Genomic DNA, 15,510 nt, shown 5'->3' with positions numbered 1-15,510 from the left:
TTCGGCGACGGCGGCCGCGACCCTGCATGCGGCGCTGTGGCTGACCACCTCGGGCAGCGTGTCGGCGTTGCGCAGCTCGCCGCAACGCGCAGGCGACCGTGCTTTGTAAAGTGCAGACGTTGCTGCGAGCGCGCGCTCAGGCGCCGCGCGGCGAGAACATGATGATCGCCATGCCGAGCAGGCAGCAGGCTGCGCCCAGCAGATCCCAACGCGTCGGCGTCACCCCGTCCACCCACCACAGCCACAGCAGCGCACTGGCGATATAGACCCCGCCATAGGCGGCATACACCCGGCCGCTGGCATCGGGATGCAGGCTCAACAACCAGACGAAGACGGCCAGGCTCAGCGCCGTCGGCAGCAGCAACCAGATGCTGCCGCCCTTGCGCAGCCACAGATACGGCAGGTAGCAGCCGACCAGCTCGGCGACGGCGGTGGCCGCGAACAGCAACAGCGTGGTCGGTGCAGCAGTCATGCGCGGCCGGGCTTGTCGACGCCTTGCTTGCCAACGTCGGCCTGCTGCAGCTCCGCAGTGTCGCGCACCTGATCACCGGCCGCGGGCGCGTCAGTGACAGGCGTCGCGGCAGCTTGCCCCAGAGCGGACGGATCACCGCCGCGTTCGCCGCGCTTGACCCGTTGCCACAGCGCCTCCTGCTGCTGCAGCGACAGCGCGGCCAGGGAGGTGCCGTCCGCCTGCGCCTGCGCCTCCATCGCGCGAAAGCGGCGCTCGAACTTGAGATTGGCATGACGCAGCGCCGCACCCACGTCGACCCTGGCATGGCGCGCCAGGTTGGCGCAAACGAACAACACATCGCCGACCTCGTCTTCCAGCCGCGCCTGGTTGTCGGCGACCGGGCCACGCGCGAACTCCACGCGCAGTTCCTCGATTTCTTCCTGCAGCTTTTCCAGCACCGGGGCCGGGCCGGGCCAATCGAAGCCGACCCGCGCCGCACGCGCCTGCAGTTTGGTGGAGCGTTGCCATTCCGGCAGGCCGCGTGCGATGCCGGCAAGTGCGGAGTCGTCTTGATGGCCGGCCGCGCGACGTTCGTCGCGCTTGATCTGCTCCCAGTTGGCGCTTACCGCCTGCGCATCGTCGGCGCGTTGCTCGGCAAACACGTGCGGGTGGCGACGCACCAGCTTGTCGCTGAGCGTGGCGACCACGTCGGCGAATCCGAACGCGCCCTGCTCGGCGGCCATCTGCGCATGGAAGACCACCTGCAGGAGAAGGTCGCCCAGCTCGTCGCGCAGAGCCGGCAGGTCGTTGCGATCGATGGCGTCGGCAACTTCGTAGGCTTCTTCGATGGTGTACGGCGCGATGCTGGCGAAGGTCTGCTCCACATCCCACGGACAGCCGTGCTCACGATCGCGCAGGCGCGCCATCAGCTGCAGCAGGCGCTGGAGGTCGCCGGTCGGCGGGGACTGAGACATGGTGTGTTCCTGGCAGGTGTGGTGCAGTGGAGTGGCGTGCCCGGGCGATGCCGCAGGTACGTGCCGCGTCACCTGGCGGCAGACGATGCGCAGGGACCGCATTGGACGTGACTGCATCGGGATTGCGCGCAGCCGCAGGATCCAACCGGCGAGCGCGCAAGCGGCGGTCGGCCGTGCTCACACCAGCCAGCTGCGCCACGGCAGATTGGGATCGCCCAGCGCGATGAAGTCGCCATTGAGCAAGGTGTCGCGGCGGTTGTAACGGAACGGTTTGCCGGTGCCGCCGGCCAGCAGCACGCCGCCGGCGGCGTGCAGCACGCACTGGCCGGCTGCGGTGTCCCACTCGGAGGTGGGGCCGAAGCGCGGATACACGTCCAGGTCGCCTTCGGCGATGCGGCAGAACTTCAACGACGAGCCTTGCGCGACCACATCGATCTCGCCCATGCGCTCCAGCGCGGCGGCGGTGCGCGCGTCGCGATGCGAGCGACTGGCCGCGACCCGCAGCGGCGTGGCCGCCGGAGTGCGCGTGTGCAGCATTTCGTCGCGGTCGCCATCGCGGCGGTAGGCGTTCTCGCCCCGTGCGGCGTACCAGACCCGCCCATCGACCGGCGCCTGCACCACGCCGAGCACCGGTGCGCCCATATGGATCAGGGCGATGTTGACGCTGAACTCGCCGTTGCGCTTGACGAACTCGCGGGTACCGTCGAGCGGGTCGACCAGCCAGTAGCTGGTCCAGAACTGGCGGTCTTCCCAGGCCACGTGCGCGGATTCTTCCGACAGCACCGGCACGTCCGGGGTGACCCGGCGCAAGCCTTCGACGATGACACGGTTGGCGGCAAGGTCGGCCTGGGTCAGCGGGCTGGCGTCGTCCTTGATCTCCACCGCGAAATCCTGCGCATAGACATCCATGATCGCCGCCCCCGCCTCGCGGGCGATGGCGATCACGGTTTCGCGCAGTTCCATCGGGATGCGGATCATGGGTTGCGCTCCAGCCACTCGCGCGCAATGAACAAGGCGGCCAGCGAGCGGCCTTCGGAAAAATCTTCGCGCAGCATCAATTCGTCCAGACGGGCGATCGGCCAGGGCACCACCTCCATCTCTTCCGGCTCGTCGCCCACCAGGCGCTCGGGATAGATGTCACGTGCCAGCACCAACCAGGATTGGTGACTCATATAAGTAGGAGCGAGCGTCATCGCACGCAGCACCTGTACCTGGCGCGCGCCGTAACCGGCTTCTTCCTTGAGCTCGCGGTCGGCCGCCTGCTCCGGCGTTTCGCCGGCATCGATGCGGCCCTTGACCAGACCCAGCTCGTAGCGATGCACGCCGGCGGCATACTCGCGCACCAGCAGCACGGTCTGCGCGTCGAGCATCGGCACCACCACCACCGCGCCGTGGCCCTGGCTGAGCTGGCGCTCGTAAAGGCGACGCTCGCCGTTGGAAAATTCCAGATCCAGCTGCTGGCGACGGAACGGCCCGTCGCCCAGATCGGTGATCTTGTGGATGGTCGGCAGGCGCGGGCTCATGCGTCGCACGCAGCGGCGGGGCCGACCGATAGAATAGGCGTATGCATCGACATGTTCATGAGCCCGAAATCCTAGCAGACCCGGCAGCCTCCCAAGCTGACGAACATTGGCGGCAACGCGATCTTGCCGTGCTGTGGCACCCCTGCACGCAGATGCGCGAGCACCCGCACACACTTCCGCTGGTACCGATCGCGCGTGGCGACGGTGCGTGGCTGATCGGCCACGACGGTCGCCACTACCTGGACGCGGTCAGCAGTTGGTGGACCAACCTGTTCGGCCATAGCGAACCGCGCATCGGCGCGGCCATCGCGCGCCAGGCTGGCGAACTGGAGCAGGTGATGCTGGCCGGCTTCACCCATGCGCCCGCCGTGCAGCTGGCCGAGCGCCTGTTGGCGATCGCGCCGCGCCAGGCCGGCCGCGCGCCGTTGTCCAAGGTGTTCTATGCCGACAATGGCTCGGCCGGCGTGGAAGTGGCCTTGAAGATGGCCTTCCACTATTTCCATAACCGCGGCGAGCACCGCCGCACGCGTTTCGTCGCGCTGGAAAACGGCTACCACGGCGAGACCATCGGCGCGCTGTCGGTCGGCGACATCCCGCTGTATCGGCGCGTGTATGCGCCGTTGCTGCTGGAGTCGATCTTTGCGCCCTCGCCCGATGCCTACCTGGCCGAGCCCGGACAGAGCGCAGAAGACTACGCACTGCAGGCGGCCGATGCGCTGCAGGCGGTGTTCGAACACTCGCCCGGCGAAATCTGCGCGCTGATCCTGGAGCCGCGCGTGCAGTGCGCAGGCGGCATGCGCATGTATCACCCGGCCTATCTGCGCCGCGCACGCGAACTGTGCGACGCGCATGGCGCGTTCCTGATCGCCGACGAGATCGCCACCGGCTTCGGCCGCACTGGCAGCCTGTTCGCCTGCGAACAGGCCGGGATCATGCCCGACCTGTTGTGCCTGTCCAAGGGGCTGACCGGCGGATTCCTGCCGCTGTCGGCGGTGCTGGCCACGCAGCAGTTGTACGACGCGTTCCTGGACGACTCGCGCGAACGTGCGTTCCTGCATTCGCATAGCTACACCGGCAATCCGCTGGCATGCGCCGCCGCGCTGGCAACCCTGCAGATCTTTGCAGACGACGATGTGATTGCGCGCAACCAGCGCACCGCCGCGCACATGACCACGCTGGCTGCGCAGATCGGCGAACACCCCGCGGTGGCCGACGTGCGCCAGGCCGGCATGATCGTGGCGTTCGAACTCACGCAGGGCGGCAACAAGCACACGCCATTCCCGTCTGCGGCGCGGGTGGGCCTGAAGGCCTATCGCGCCGCACTCGACAAGGGCGTGGTGCTGCGCCCGCTCGGCGACGTGCTGTACTGGATGCCGCCGTACTGCGTGGACGACGCGCAACTTGCGCTGCTTGCTGCGACCACCCGCCACGCCATCGAGGAGGCCGTTGCATGCGCCTGACCCGCTCCCATGTCGCACTGCCGCTGCACTGCGACCAGGAGGTGACGCTGCCGGAAGAGTCGGCCAATCACCTGCTGCGTGTGCTGCGACTGCGCGAGGGCGATGCCTGCGTGCTGTTCAACGGCGACGGCAGCGACTACCACGCGCGCATCACCCTGGCCGGCAAACGCGAGGCGCGCGCACTGGTGGAACGTGCCGAGCCGCTGCGCAACGAGTCGCCGTTGTCGATCACCCTGATCCAGGGCATTGCGCGCGGCGAGAAGATGGATCTGATCCTGCAAAAGGCCACCGAACTGGGGGTAACGGCGGTCGTGCCGGTCAATGCCGAGCGCACCGAGGTCAAGCTGGATCCGGCGCGCATGGAAAAACGTCTGGCGCATTGGCGCAGCGTGGTGGTGTCGGCCTGCGAGCAGTCCGGGCGTGCGCGCATTCCCACGGTCGCTGCGCCGCACGGCCTGCAGGACGCGGCGCAGGCCAGCGACCCGCAGGCGCTACGGCTGACGCTGGACCCGCACGGCGAGCATCGCCTGGGCAGCCTGGCGCTCGGCGCGCAACCGCATGTAATCGTGGCGATCGGCCCGGAAGGCGGCTGGTCGCCGCGTGATCGCGCCACCCTCGCCGAGGCCGGTTTCAGCGGCCTGCAACTGGGGCCACGCATTCTGCGCACCGAAACCGCGGGGCTGGCGGCAATTGCGGCGCTGCAGTCGCGGTTCGGTGACCTATAGCGCCACGACATCGTAGGAGCGCACCTGGGCGCGACCGGGCGTTATCGAGAATGCCTCGTCGCGCCCGGGTGCGCTCCTACGGGGATGTGGAGTTGACCGGCGTTGCGTCGTCCGCTGCATGTTGATGGCTCCGTCCACAGCGTCCCGGCCCTAGACCCGCGCCGACTCGTAGGAGCGCACCTGGGCGCGACGGGGCGTTATCGGGAATGCCTCGTCGCGCCCGGGTGCGCTCCTACCGGATGTGGAGTTGATCGGTTTGGTGCAGCCAGACTGCTGCACCTGGCGCTGCGCGGGCGCTCAGCGGCCGTGCTGCAGGAACCAGCTGGCCGCGCCGATCACACCGAGCTGGCCGTGCTCGACGATGCTGACCGGCACCTGCTCCAGCGCCGGACGCAATGCGCCCTTGTCGAGCAGACGTGCGACGAAATCGCTTGCGGCCACGAATGCGGCGATCTGCGGCAGGAATCCACCCGCCAGATAGACACCGCTGCGCACGCCATAGAGCAGCATCATGTCGCCGACCACGCTGCCCATGAAGCCGCAGAACGCCTGTAGCGCATCGCGTGCCAGCACGTCCTCGCCAGCCAGCGCGGCGGCGGTGACATCGGCCGGGCTGGCATGCAGCGCCGGCACGCCACGCAGCGCGGCCAGTGCGGTGTACAGATTCAACAGGCCCGGGCCGGAGAGCAGGTGCTCGGTGGCCACATGCGTGCGGGTGCGGCGCAGCTCCTGCAGCAAGGCCACTTCCAGATCGCTGGCGGCAGCAAGCGCGGCGTGGCCGGCCTCGGTCGGCAACACCACCGGGGTGGCGCCGTTGGGAATCCACAACGCCGCGCCCAGGCCGGTGCCCGGGCCCAGGATCAGCGCCGGACCCGGCGCACCCTGCGGCGGGCCGGACAACTGCAGGACCTGATTGCCGACCATGTAATTGGCCGCATGCGCCACCGCTTCGAAATCGTTGACCAGATGCAATGCCTGCATGCCGAGCTGGCGGCGGATCTGCTCGGGCGCCAGCACCCACGGCAAGTTGGCGGTGATCACGCTGCCGTCTTCCAGCGCATACCCGGCACTGGCGATGACACCACGCTGCACCGGCGCGCAGCCCAGCTCCGCAAAGAACGCGGCCATGATCTCGGCCAGGCCCGGGTAGTCGGCACACCGGTACTTGCGGTAGTCCAGCACCGTGACCGGTTGGCGTGGATCGGGGCTTTCGCACACCAGCGCCAGACGCACATGCGTCCCCCCCACGTCTGCGGCAACGAAGGTGTCGGGGCGCGGAAAGGCCACCGCTTCCATTGGACTGCTTGCGCTCACGCATTCTCCTGATAAGTGGCCGCGGGCTGGCGTCATGCCCATTGTCCGACGAACGGTAACGGGGTAGACAACGTTGTCAGTAATCGCCCTGTAACGCAACCGTGGCGATCACGATTTAAACAGGATGCCGCCAATTTCATCATTCACTCAAATTCCACGTTTGCGACAGCGATTTCAGCACAAAACGGCACCCGCCATTTGCACAAGCACCATTCCCCATAGAAACAGCTGATCAAAACCGTGAGCCGCCGACGGTGCATTGCGCAACGGTATCGGCGCAGTGCATGGCATCGCGGAGAAATGCTGCATTGCAGCGCAATCGCAGCCGCTTCAGAGATCTGTGACGATGTGTTGACAACGCTGTCAACGCTACGCGAGACTCGATCCAAATCGGGGTTCTGGCAGGAGGGGCCATGGACTGTTCGGTACTCAGGAACGGGCTACTCCCTCGCCGGTGCATTCCAGATTCGTGAGCGGGACATCACCCGATGTTCGACTCGCTGAAGTCGCATTCGCTCTACCGCTTCACCACACGGGGGACACCTCCTCTACCACGCGAATCACCCGGGCCCGCCTCTTGCGACGCGTGCCAGTGTGATCACCGCGATCGGTCAGGGCGTGTTGTTTTGCCGGCCACGCCGAGCGCGTGACGCCTTCCAGAGGCGGCGCGCTCACAGCACTAACCAACGAGGTTTAGCCATGCACAGCCGCACCACGACGTTAGCACTCTGTATTACCGCCGCTCTGTACTGCTCCGGCTCTGCAATGGCTGCCGGACAAGAACAACAGGCTCCTGCCGCCACGCCGTCGGCGACCACCGAGCTGGATACCATCACCGTCACCGGTTATCGCGCATCGCTGGAGAAGAGCCAGTCAGTCAAGCGCTCGGCCAACTCGATCGTCGATGCGATCAGCGCCGAAGACATCGGCAAGTTCCCGGACATCAATGCCGCCGAATCGCTGTCGCACCTGCCGGGCATCAGCGTCGACCGCCAGTTCGGCGAAGGCGAAAAGGTCAGCATCAACGGCACCGACCCGGCCTTGAACCGCGTGCTGCTCAACGGCCAGACCATCGCCTCGGGCGATTGGGGCGGCAACCCGACCGACACCAGCGGCCGTACCTTCAACTACACCCTGCTGTCGCCGGAAATCATCGGTCTGATGGAGGTCTACAAGACCCCGGAAGCGCGCATCGACGAAGGCTCGATCGGCGGTACCGTGATCGTGCACACCCGCAAGCCACTGGACCTGCCCAAGAACACCATCCGCGGCTCGGTCGGCTACAACTACAACGACCGTTCGGAAGAAGGCAATCCGCGCGGCTCGGCGCTGTGGAGCTGGAAGAACGACGACGAAACCTTCGGTGCGTTGATCTCCGCCACGCATGACAAGCAGGACCTGGCACGCGCCGGTATCGAATACTTCGGCTACACCACCGGCGCCAACATTCCCGCCAGCGCCACCATCACCGGCGACGGCAGCGATGTCGCCACCGCCCGTGTACCGGCCGGCATCAACAGCGCATTCTTCCAGCAGACCCGCGAACGCAGCGGCGTGCAGGGCGCGTTGCAGTGGAAGCCGAACGAGCAGAACGAATTCAACCTGACCGGCCTGTACATCAAGGGCAAGTACAACAACTTCAGCGAATCGCGTTACGTCTGCCCGGCGTGCAACAACGACCTGCAGAAGGTCACCAGCGCCAATGTGCAGAACGGCGTGGTCACCTCGGCGACCTTCGGCGATGGCGCCGCGGGGCAGCCGTACGCTCAGCTGGACGCGAACTACCGCGAGAGCACCGTCACCACCAAGAGCCTGAACCTGCGTCACGACTGGTCGGGCGAGAAGTGGGTGTTCACCACCCAGGTCGGCGACACCAAGGCCACCGGCGGCAAGAACCCCGAGTACCTGATGAAGTTCCTGATGACCGACGGCGGCTATAACTACGCCTTCGATGGTCAGAACACCGCGGTGAACTACGACAACGGCGGCGCCTCGAACTGGACGCTGCCCGGTTCGCCGGCCGGCCTGCCCGCCGGTTCGCAGGACTCCAGCGCAATGCAGGCCGGCGGCATCTTCTATCAGAAGAGCACCGACGAAGAGAAATACTTCCAGTGGGATGCGGCCCGCGATCTGGAGCTGGGCCCGTTCACCAAACTGCTGTTCGGCTACAAGTACATCAACCACAACAACGGCGTGGACGCACGCGGCAATCGCATCAATACCACCGATGCGATCTCGCTGACCCAGTTCAACCCGGGCACCACCCCGAGCGGTCTGTACGACGGCCTGGGCGCAAGTGGCGACCTGACCACCTGGCCGACCGCCAGCCTGAACTCGATCCGCAACTATCTGCTGTCGCAGCCGCAGGGTCCGTACCGTCCCGATTACGGTTCCTCGTTCGAGGTGAAGGAGATCACGCAGAACTTCTACACCCAGTTGAATTACGAGACCGGCAAGTGGCGCGGTAACGTCGGCGTGCGCCTGGTCGACACCACCGACAAGTCGCTGTACTGGCAGACCGCCGATGGCGGCACCAACTACTCGCGCGTGGCCGAGACCAACGACTACCGCAAGGCGCTGCCGAGCTTCAACATCGCCTACGACATCACCGACGACGCCGTGCTGCGTTTCTCGGCTGCCAAGGTGATCGCACGTCCACGCTATGGCGATCTGGCCGGCACGTTCAGCATCAACAGTGCGAACGGCAACTTGACCGCCGGTGGCGGCAACCCGGACCTGAAGCCGTACGAGTCCACCAACTACGACCTTGCTGCGGAGTGGTATTTCGCGCCGTCCAGCATGCTGTCCGGTGAAGTGTTCTATCGCGACATCAGCTCCTACATCGTCAACACCACCAGCCAGCAGCAGTTGACCGATCCGATCAGCGGCAACTCCGGCATCTACACGGTGACCTCGCCGATCAACGTCTCCGATGCCAAGGTCAAGGGCGTGTCGGTGAACTACCAGCAGTCGCTGGGTCTGGGCTTCGGTGTGCAGGCCAACTACACCTTTGCCGAATCCGATTCCAGTTCCGGTCTGAACCTGCCGTACCTGTCGCGCGACACCTACAACATCATCCCGTACTGGGAGCATGGCGACTGGATGGTGCGTGTGAACTACAGCTTCCGTTCCAAGTACTTCACCCAGATCGGCCGCCTGGCCTCGCAGGACTTCGCAGACAGCTACAAGCAGCTGGATCTGACCGCCTCGTACCAGATCACCGATTACATGGGCATCACCTTCGGCGCGACCAATCTGCTGGATTCCACCTACCGGCTGTTCAGCAACACCCGCTCGACCCCCACGGCGTTCTACAAGAACGGCCGCGGTTATCAGGCCCAGCTGAACTTCAAGTTCTGATGTAGCACCGGCGCGCCACCGACCCTCCACGGTGGCGCGCTTTTTTTTGAGCGGTGTGTTGCATGCAGTGCACCGCTCGATGTTGTACCAAGGAGTGGTACTGGCCACGCCCCTTCGCGGTTGAGGGAGCATGGCCAGGCCCGCTTTTGCCATCCACGTGCCGGCTGCGCTGCAACCGACACGTCTCGCTTGAAGGAGTGCAGTTCCCATGACGACCGATAGCCGCCCTGCGGCTCCATCCCGCCGCCACGCCGGAGCTGCACCCAGAACGCGAATGCTCGCGCTCGGTCTGCTGCTCGCGTTGCCTGCTGCCACGCTCAGCGCGCAATCGGCCACCGCGCCCACCGCCACCACGCTCAGCCCGGAACAGATCGACCAGCAGTGGCTCAGCGCCACCGCCAAGTACGCACCCGAGCGCGAGCGCCTGGTGCGCGAAGCCGAGGCCGGCGCACGCAAGGGTCCGTTCCGCCCCGACTGGGCTGCACTCAAGGCCTATCAATCGCCGGCGTGGTACGACAACGCCAAGTTCGGCATCTTCATCCATTGGGGCGTGTTCTCGGTGCCGGCGTTCGGCAGCGAGTGGTATTCGCGCAACATGTACCTGGAGGGCTCCAAGGAATTCGCCCATCACGTGGCGACCTATGGCCCGCAGGCGCGCTCCGGCTACAAGGATCTGATTCCCAAGTTCACCGCGCCCAAGTTCGATCCGAATGGCTGGGCCAAGCTGTTCCGGCAATCCGGCGCGCGCTATGTGGTGCCGGTGGCCGAGCACCATGACGGCTTTGCGCTGTACGACTCCCGGTTGTCGGACTGGACTGCGGTCAAGATGGGCCCCAAACGCGACCTGCTGGGCGAGTTGTCCAAGTCGATCCGCGCGCAGGGATTGCACTTCGGGCTGTCCTCGCACCGCGCCGAGCACAACTGGTTCTTCGATGGCGGGCGCAAGTTCGATTCGGACGTCAACGACCCGCGCTATGCCGCGCTGTATGGCCCGGCGCAGGTCCGCCTGCCGGGCAAGGACGACGCCGATGTGGCCAACGACTGGACCCCGGTGTCGCAGGCCTGGCTGGACGACTGGCTGGCGCGTACCACCGAGCTGATCGACACCTATCAGCCGGACCTGATCTATTTCGACTGGTGGATTGCCCACCCCACCTTCCGCAGCAGCCTGCCGACCATGCTGGCCTACTACTACAACCAGGGCGCGGCGCGCACCGAAGCCGATCGCGGCGTGGTGGTGAACTACAAGCTGGGCGCGTTTCCGGAAGGGGCCGGCACGCTGGACATCGAGCGCGGCCAGCTCACCGGCATCCATCCCACCCATTGGCAGACCGACACTTCGGTGAGCAATGCGTCGTGGGGCTATATCGAAAACGACACCTACAAGTCGCCGACCTTCATCATCCACATGCTGGCCGATGTGGTGGCCAAGAACGGCAACCTGATGCTCAACATCGGCCCGCGTGCCGATGGCTCGATCCCGGATACCGAGCGCGGCATCCTGCTGGCGATCGGCAAGTGGCTCAAGACCAACGGCGGCGCGATCTACGACAGCAAGCCGTGGCGCGTGTATGGCGAAGGCCCGACCGAGGTGGTCGGCGGCACCTTCCAGGACGTCAAGACCAAGCCCTACACCGCCGAGGATTTCCGCTTCACCACGCGCGATGGCGCGCTGTACGCGATCGAACTCGGCTGGCCGGCCGGCGGCAAGGCGGTGATCCGCTCGCTCACACCGGCCGACGGCGTGCGCGGCGTGACGCTGCTGGCCAACGGCAAGAAGGTGCCGTTCGAGCAGCAGGCCGACGGCCTGCATCTGCGCCTGCCGGCCAAGCCGGTCGGCGAGCACGCCTACGTGCTGCGCATCGATCTTTCTTCTTCCTCCACTCCCTGACGGATGCTGTTTTCATGAGCAAGCGATTGACCTGGATCCTGCTGGCGCTGGCGCTGGTGTGCGCGCCGGCCCTGGCAAAAACCCCCACGGCGTTGTTCTATCTGATGAACACGCAGAAATCGACCAACTCGTTCTTGGCCAATGTCGACAAGATCGACGTGGTGGTGCCGACCTGGTACGGCGTCGACCAGAACGGCCTGGTCAATGGCACACCCAACATGTACCTGTACGACATCGCCAAGCAGAAGAACCTGCGGGTGATGCCGATCCTGTCGATGACCACCGGGCGCGACGGCTTCCACAAGCTGATGCACGACGAGGCCGCCAAGAAGCGCATGATCGAATCGCTGCTGATCCACGGCAAGCAGCACAAGTACTACGGCTTCCAGTTCGATTTCGAGAACATTGCCTGGACCGACCGCGACGCCTACACGCTGATGGTCAAGCAGACCGCCGATGCGCTGCACAAGGCCGGCTTCAAGATGTCGGTGGCGGTGGTGCCCAACGCCCCGGGCCATGCCGAAGGCGGCCAGTTCTCCAAGTGGATGTGGGAATACTGGCGCGGCGCGTACGACCTCAAGGCGCTGGGCCAGGCCGTGGATCTGGTCAGCATCATGACCTACGACCAGCACACCCGCTGGACCACGCCGGGCCCGGTCGACGGCATGGTGTGGATGAAGAAGCACCTGGATTACGCGATCACCCAGGTGCCGAAGGACAAGCTCTCGCTCGGCATCGCCACCTACGGCTACCGCTGGTACACCGGCAATCCGGTCAAGGAAGACGGCACCGAGGCGTCGAACATCTCCGCCACCTATATCGATGCCGACGAATCGTTCCCGCTGGCGATCGAGCAGAACGCCACCGTGCAATGGGATCCGGTCGAGCAGGAATCGTGGTTCTTCTTCTACCGCGACGACATGCGCGAGTGGGTGTTCCGCCCGGATGCGCGCAGCTTCAAGGCACGCTACGACCTGGTGAAGCAGTACGGCCTGGAAGGTTTCAGCTGCTGGGTGCTGGGCGCCGAAGACCCGAAGGTGTGGGACGAGTTGCCGACCGCGCAGCGCTGACCGCGTCATCGCACTGCTGCACGACAGGACGGGCGCAGTCGGTGTTCGCATCGGAGTGCATCCACTGCAAGCCGATGCGTGCACTGCCCGCGCCCGTTCTGCACCACGCCATGCGGAGCGCGGGCGCTGCGCGACACCACACACCGCGCACCCCGACGAAGCGTGCGCCAGTCCCTGCGCCATCCGGCACGGCTTTGCTACTGTGCGTGGCTGCCGTATCTCCCCCGCCATACCGGGATGTGATTGCATGATGTCGAACTCCGCACCGAGCCTGCGCTCACCGTTATCCGGGCCGCCGTCGCCGCGCAGCCTGTCGTCGCGCCTGCTGTCATCGCACCGACGCTCCTCGTGCCTGCTTGCGATGGCGCTTGCGGCAATGGTGCTGGCGGGCTGCGGCCAACGCGATGCAGCGACCGCACCTGCAGCCAACCCCGGCACCACCGCAACACTGCCTGCGACCAACGCACCGCTGCCCCTGATTCCCGCCCCGGCCGAAGCCAGGCGCGGCACCGGCAGTTTCCGGGTCGGCACCGGCACGGTGATCTCCATCCCCACCGGCAACGCCGAAGTGCGACGCAGCGCTGAGTCGCTGGCCAGCCTGTTGCAACGCACCCGCGGCCTCACCCTGGAAGTGCGCACCGAAACCAGCGCCTCGCCGCACAGCATCCGCCTGGAGCGCACAGCGCAGGCGCCGGTGGCACACAAGGAAGGCTATAGCCTGGATGTGGACGGCAACGGCATCCGCATCACCGCGCGCGATGGTGCCGGCCTGTTCTATGGCGCGATCAGCGCCTGGCAATTGATGACGCCGGATGCGGGCAAGGGCGATGTCACCGTACCGGCGGTGGCGATCCGCGACTGGCCGCGCTTTGGCTGGCGCGGCCAGCATCTGGATGTGGCCCGCCACTTCCACGACGTGGACACCGTCAAGCATGTGCTGGACGCGATGGCCGCGCACAAGCTCAATGTGCTGCATTGGCATCTCACCGACGACCAGGGCTGGCGCATCGAAATCAAGCGTTACCCCAAACTCACCGAGGTCGGTGCCTGGCGCACCCCGCCCGGCGCCGGCCAGCATGGCACGCCCGAGCGCTATGGCGGTTTCTATACGCAGCAGCAGATCAGCGAGATCGTCGCCTATGCGGCGCGCCTGCACATCACCGTGCTGCCCGAGCTGGACATGCCCGGGCATGCGCAGGCCGCAGTGGCCGCGTATCCGGAAGAAGTCGGCGTGCCCGGCCAGCGCACGCAGGTGGGCGTGGACTGGGGCGTCAACCCGTACCTGTTCAACACCAGCGAACGCAGCCTGAGCTTCATCACCAACGTGCTGGACGAGGTGCTGACCTTGTTCCCGTCGGCGTATATCCATATCGGTGGCGACGAGGCGGTCAAGGATCAGTGGGAAGCCTCGCCCGCGGTGCGCGCGCAGATGCGCAAGCTGGGCGTCAAGGATGCGCACGCGATGCAAGGCTGGTTCAACGAACAGCTTGCGGCCTACCTCACCCAGCACGGCCGGCGCATGATCGGCTGGGACGAAATTCTCGAAGGCGGCGTGCCGGCCAGTGCCTCGGTGATGTCGTGGCGCGGCACCGACGGTGCGGTGACCGCCGCCAGGCAGGGCCACGATGTGGTGCTGGCGCCAGGCGACTGGCTGTACCTGGACAACCTGCAGACCACCCGCAGCGACGAACCCAACGGCCGCCTGACCGTACTGCCGTTGTCCAAGGTCTACGCCTTCGACCCGGTGCCCGACACACTGACCGCCGAGCAGTCCACGCATGTACTCGGCGCGCAAGGCGCGTTGTGGTCCGAATACATTCCCTCGCGCTGGCATGTGGATCACGCGCTGTTCCCGCGTCTGTCCGCCATCGCCGAAGTGACCTGGTCGCCGGTGGCTGCCCGCAACTGGAAGGATTTCCTGGCGCGCCTGCCGGCGCAGCTGCAGCGCTACAAAGCGCTGGGCATCGACTACAGCGACGGCGCCTTCGCCGCCGATATCGCACTGGAAAGCGGCCCCAACCCGGTGCTGGCCGGTGGCCCGGCCAAGGTGGCACTCGGCACCCAGGCCGGTGCGGGCACGCTGCACTACACCGTCGACGGCAGCGATCCCACGCCGGCATCGCCACGCTACGCGGCGCCGTTTACGATCCAGCTGCCGACCACGGTCAAGGCCACCGCCTTCGATGCCGGCGGCGCCGCGCTGGCGACCACGCGCAGCCGTACTTTCGATCGTGCCGGGTTGTTGCGCGTGGACACCCAGGGCCTGCGCGATTGCGTGGACACCGGTGCGCTCGGCCTGCGCCTGCCGTTGTTGCCGGAGCTGACCGGCGCCGACACGCCGGTCTACAACGTCGACCTGTTCCATGCCTGCCGGCTGTATCCGCAGGCGCGCCTGGATGGCGTCGGCGCGATCCGGATCGAGGCCGCACGCCTGCCGAACAATTTCGGCCTGGCCCACGAACAATCCAAGGTGGTGCAGTACCCCGCCAAGACGCGCCGCGGCGAGCTGGAAGTGCGCCTGGGCTGCGAGGGCGAGCTGATCGCCAGCGTGCAATTACCCAACAGCGCCACGCTGGGCGAACAATTCACGCTGGAAACCGCACTGCCTGCACGCACCGGCATCCACGATCTATGCCTGCGCTTCACCGCGCCGATTCGCGGCCCGCTGTACGCCATCGGCGCCGTCCAGTTGATTGAAACCACCGCGCAGGCGCCCCCCGCCGCCACGCGCTGATCCATCCA

The 15,510-nt window shown here is 66.2% G+C and carries 11 protein-coding genes; 6 read left to right on the top strand and 5 right to left on the bottom strand.

Translation table 11 applies throughout. The features are described 5' to 3' along the window. Window positions 1–136 precede the first annotated feature (136 nt). From ABQ137_RS11800 to nudE, 4 genes are all read right to left on the bottom strand, one after another. Window positions 137–472, bottom strand: coding sequence for a YnfA family protein (locus ABQ137_RS11800; protein ID WP_024939264.1), 336 nt, complete (start codon window positions 470–472; stop codon window positions 137–139). Continuing rightward, entirely contained in the window at window positions 469–1,425 is a 957-nt protein-coding gene (gene mazG / locus ABQ137_RS11795; protein ID WP_349782587.1) for a nucleoside triphosphate pyrophosphohydrolase, read from the bottom strand. Before mazG ends, ABQ137_RS11800 begins: the two co-directional genes overlap by 4 nt. Before the next feature lie 177 nt (window positions 1,426–1,602). Further along, window positions 1,603–2,403, bottom strand: a complete 801-nt coding sequence (gene cysQ, locus ABQ137_RS11790) for a 3'(2'),5'-bisphosphate nucleotidase CysQ (protein WP_016905000.1) — start codon at window positions 2,401–2,403, stop codon at window positions 1,603–1,605. Then, complete coding sequence (nudE, locus tag ABQ137_RS11785) at window positions 2,400–2,948, bottom strand: ADP compounds hydrolase NudE (RefSeq protein ID WP_349782585.1); 549 nt, start codon at window positions 2,946–2,948, stop codon at window positions 2,400–2,402. Before nudE ends, cysQ begins: the two co-directional genes overlap by 4 nt. A gap of 41 nt (window positions 2,949–2,989) precedes the next feature. On the opposite strand from nudE, the gene bioA reads away from it, so the two are divergent. Together bioA and ABQ137_RS11775 are read left to right on the top strand one after the other, a co-directional pair. After that, a complete protein-coding gene (gene bioA / locus ABQ137_RS11780) occupies window positions 2,990–4,408 on the top strand; it encodes an adenosylmethionine--8-amino-7-oxononanoate transaminase (RefSeq protein ID WP_349782583.1) in 1,419 nt (472 codons plus the stop codon). Continuing rightward, window positions 4,399–5,133 (top strand): 16S rRNA (uracil(1498)-N(3))-methyltransferase, encoded by a 735-nt coding sequence (locus tag ABQ137_RS11775; RefSeq protein WP_046343762.1) that lies wholly within the window; start codon window positions 4,399–4,401, stop codon window positions 5,131–5,133. The genes bioA and ABQ137_RS11775 overlap by 10 nt, the downstream gene beginning before the upstream one ends. Window positions 5,134–5,430: 297 nt before the next feature. Here the strand turns inward: ABQ137_RS11775 and ABQ137_RS11770 are convergent, their stop codons facing one another. Next, entirely contained in the window at window positions 5,431–6,429 is a 999-nt protein-coding gene (locus ABQ137_RS11770; protein ID WP_184456977.1) for a glucokinase family protein, read from the bottom strand. 717 nt (window positions 6,430–7,146) lie between these two features. Here ABQ137_RS11770 and ABQ137_RS11765 point away from each other — a divergent pair. From ABQ137_RS11765 to ABQ137_RS11750, 4 genes are all read left to right on the top strand, one after another. After that, window positions 7,147–9,807 (top strand): TonB-dependent receptor, encoded by a 2,661-nt coding sequence (locus ABQ137_RS11765; RefSeq protein ID WP_065032635.1) that lies wholly within the window; start codon window positions 7,147–7,149, stop codon window positions 9,805–9,807. A gap of 208 nt (window positions 9,808–10,015) precedes the next feature. Further along, window positions 10,016–11,698: an alpha-L-fucosidase gene (locus ABQ137_RS11760; protein ID WP_349782581.1), complete on the top strand. Its 1,683-nt coding sequence runs from the start codon at window positions 10,016–10,018 to the stop codon at window positions 11,696–11,698. Window positions 11,699–11,712: 14 nt separating this feature from the next. Next, window positions 11,713–12,768 (top strand): glycosyl hydrolase family 18 protein, encoded by a 1,056-nt coding sequence (locus ABQ137_RS11755; protein ID WP_349782579.1) that lies wholly within the window; start codon window positions 11,713–11,715, stop codon window positions 12,766–12,768. A 247-nt stretch (window positions 12,769–13,015) separates the two neighbouring features. Further along, complete coding sequence (locus ABQ137_RS11750) at window positions 13,016–15,502, top strand: family 20 glycosylhydrolase (protein ID WP_503021214.1); 2,487 nt, start codon at window positions 13,016–13,018, stop codon at window positions 15,500–15,502. Window positions 15,503–15,510 lie beyond the last annotated feature (8 nt).

It is taken from the genome of Xanthomonas sp. WHRI 8393, from assembly GCF_040203315.1.
Classification (GTDB): Bacteria; Pseudomonadota; Gammaproteobacteria; order Xanthomonadales; family Xanthomonadaceae; genus Xanthomonas; species Xanthomonas arboricola.
This window is presented reverse-complemented; position numbering and strand designations above follow the sequence as displayed.

Excerpts from the sequence above, each read along its gene's own strand:
- ABQ137_RS11800 (WP_024939264.1), bottom strand. The coding sequence starts at position 472 with ATGACTGCTGCACCGACCACGCTGTTGCTGTTCGCGGCCACCGCCGTC.
- mazG (WP_349782587.1), bottom strand. The coding sequence starts at position 1,425 with ATGTCTCAGTCCCCGCCGACCGGCGACCTCCAGCGCCTGCTGCAGCTG.
- cysQ (WP_016905000.1), bottom strand. The coding sequence starts at position 2,403 with ATGATCCGCATCCCGATGGAACTGCGCGAAACCGTGATCGCCATCGCC.
- nudE (WP_349782585.1), bottom strand. The coding sequence starts at position 2,948 with ATGAGCCCGCGCCTGCCGACCATCCACAAGATCACCGATCTGGGCGAC.
- bioA (WP_349782583.1), top strand. The coding sequence starts at position 2,990 with ATGCATCGACATGTTCATGAGCCCGAAATCCTAGCAGACCCGGCAGCC.
- ABQ137_RS11775 (WP_046343762.1), top strand. The coding sequence starts at position 4,399 with ATGCGCCTGACCCGCTCCCATGTCGCACTGCCGCTGCACTGCGACCAG.
- ABQ137_RS11770 (WP_184456977.1), bottom strand. The coding sequence starts at position 6,429 with ATGGAAGCGGTGGCCTTTCCGCGCCCCGACACCTTCGTTGCCGCAGAC.
- ABQ137_RS11765 (WP_065032635.1), top strand. The coding sequence starts at position 7,147 with ATGCACAGCCGCACCACGACGTTAGCACTCTGTATTACCGCCGCTCTG.
- ABQ137_RS11760 (WP_349782581.1), top strand. The coding sequence starts at position 10,016 with ATGACGACCGATAGCCGCCCTGCGGCTCCATCCCGCCGCCACGCCGGA.
- ABQ137_RS11755 (WP_349782579.1), top strand. The coding sequence starts at position 11,713 with ATGAGCAAGCGATTGACCTGGATCCTGCTGGCGCTGGCGCTGGTGTGC.
- ABQ137_RS11750 (WP_503021214.1), top strand. The coding sequence starts at position 13,016 with ATGATGTCGAACTCCGCACCGAGCCTGCGCTCACCGTTATCCGGGCCG.